Below are 1,237 nucleotides of genomic sequence, written 5' to 3'. Positions count from 1 at the left end.
ATTGTGCCGTCAACCGTCACCGTGCCGCGCTCGATCGCGTCGCGGGCGCGCGAGCGGCTGGCAAACAGGCCGCGCCCGACGAGCAATTCGTCGAGCCGCTGGCGCCGGCTTAATGGCAAAGGGGAACTCATCGGCCTTCATTGGCGAAAGCCGGGCGCGAACGCAATGGGTTTGAATACGGCGCAAGAGGCTGCAGAATGCCGCCACGCAGGCTGTCGATCGGAGGTGTCGATGCTGAAGGGAACTTGTCATTGCGGCGCGGCCCGCTGGACGCTGGAAGGCGATCCCGGTGGGATCACCGCCTGCAACTGCACGCTTTGCCGCCGCTACGGCGCCCTCTGGGCGTATGACTATCTCGACGAGCGCATCCGCATCGCGGGACCGCTGAAGTCCTATACGCGCGCCGAGGTGACGGAGCCCGCGCTGGAAATCCTGTTCTGCCCGACCTGCGCCTGCGTGGTCGCCTGGCGCGGCCTGCGCGCGGCCAAGAGCGGCCGCACGCGCATCGCCGTCAATGTCAGGCTGGCGCCGCCGGAGGAAGTCGCCCACCTGCCGATCGACCATTTCGATGGCCTCGACACATTCGACGACCTGCCGCGCGACGGCCGCTGCGTGCGCGATGTGTGGTTTTAGAAAACGGTCCGGGAGACGCGGCGCTCGACAGCCGGTGTCAGGCCGTCATTGCCGGAGGCTTCCTTGCGCGGCGGTTCAACCGGAGTGGGTGCGACGGGCGTAGCATCCGGCGGCATGACGAGTTGAGGCCTCTGCTTGTAGGAGAAGCCGCCGCGGATGCTGCCCATCTTGGCGGCGACGATGTCCATCGCCGCCTTTTCGATATTGCGGTCGTAACGCGTTTCGGCTGTCGCCGGCGCGGCCATGGCGGCCAGCAAGGCCGTGCCGCAAAAAAACGACTTCATTGTTCTTATCCCCTGCCTAGAGCGTTTCACCGTTTCAGCGAAATGGCGAACCGCTCTATCCCTTTGTTTTTATGCAATTCCGGGCGGAAAACCGCTCACTCTTTTCCTTAATTGCTCTGGGGCCAAGGTCTTAGCAGGGCGCCGTTGAAAATCGGCCAAGAGACAGGGTAGGCGAACCGCCAAACGGAAGCGTTAACAAAAGCTTACGGCCGGAAGCCGGCAAACCGATTCAGCGTGTTGAAGTCCTGATTCAGGCGCGCTGCGCCTGCACGCCATGGCCGAGCGTCGCGAAGACCGTGCGCACGATGCCCGCCGAATCC

General features: G+C 64.1%; 3 protein-coding genes. 1 reads left to right on the top strand and 2 read right to left on the bottom strand.

Annotated features, from left to right (window positions below):
• Window positions 1–131: S4 domain-containing protein (locus EOA24_RS38475; protein ID WP_281059939.1), on the bottom strand; the 131-nt coding region annotated here is incomplete at its 3' end.
• Window positions 132–231: 100 nt separating this feature from the next.
• Here EOA24_RS38475 and EOA24_RS38470 point away from each other — a divergent pair.
• The gene (locus tag EOA24_RS38470) at window positions 232–633 is read left to right on the top strand and encodes a GFA family protein (RefSeq protein WP_126078566.1); all 402 of its coding nucleotides are present in this window, start codon (window positions 232–234) and stop codon (window positions 631–633) included.
• Here the strand turns inward: EOA24_RS38470 and EOA24_RS38465 are convergent.
• Window positions 630–917, bottom strand: a complete 288-nt coding sequence (locus tag EOA24_RS38465) for a hypothetical protein (RefSeq protein WP_126078567.1) — start codon at window positions 915–917, stop codon at window positions 630–632. The genes EOA24_RS38470 and EOA24_RS38465 overlap by 4 nt on opposite strands.
• Between the last annotated feature and the right edge of the window lie 320 nt (window positions 918–1,237).

It is taken from the genome of Mesorhizobium sp. M2A.F.Ca.ET.039.01.1.1, assembly GCF_003998035.1.
Lineage (GTDB): Bacteria > Pseudomonadota > Alphaproteobacteria > Rhizobiales > Rhizobiaceae > Mesorhizobium.
The sequence above is the reverse complement of the archived record's forward strand: the minus strand, read 5'-3'. Positions and strand labels throughout refer to the sequence as shown.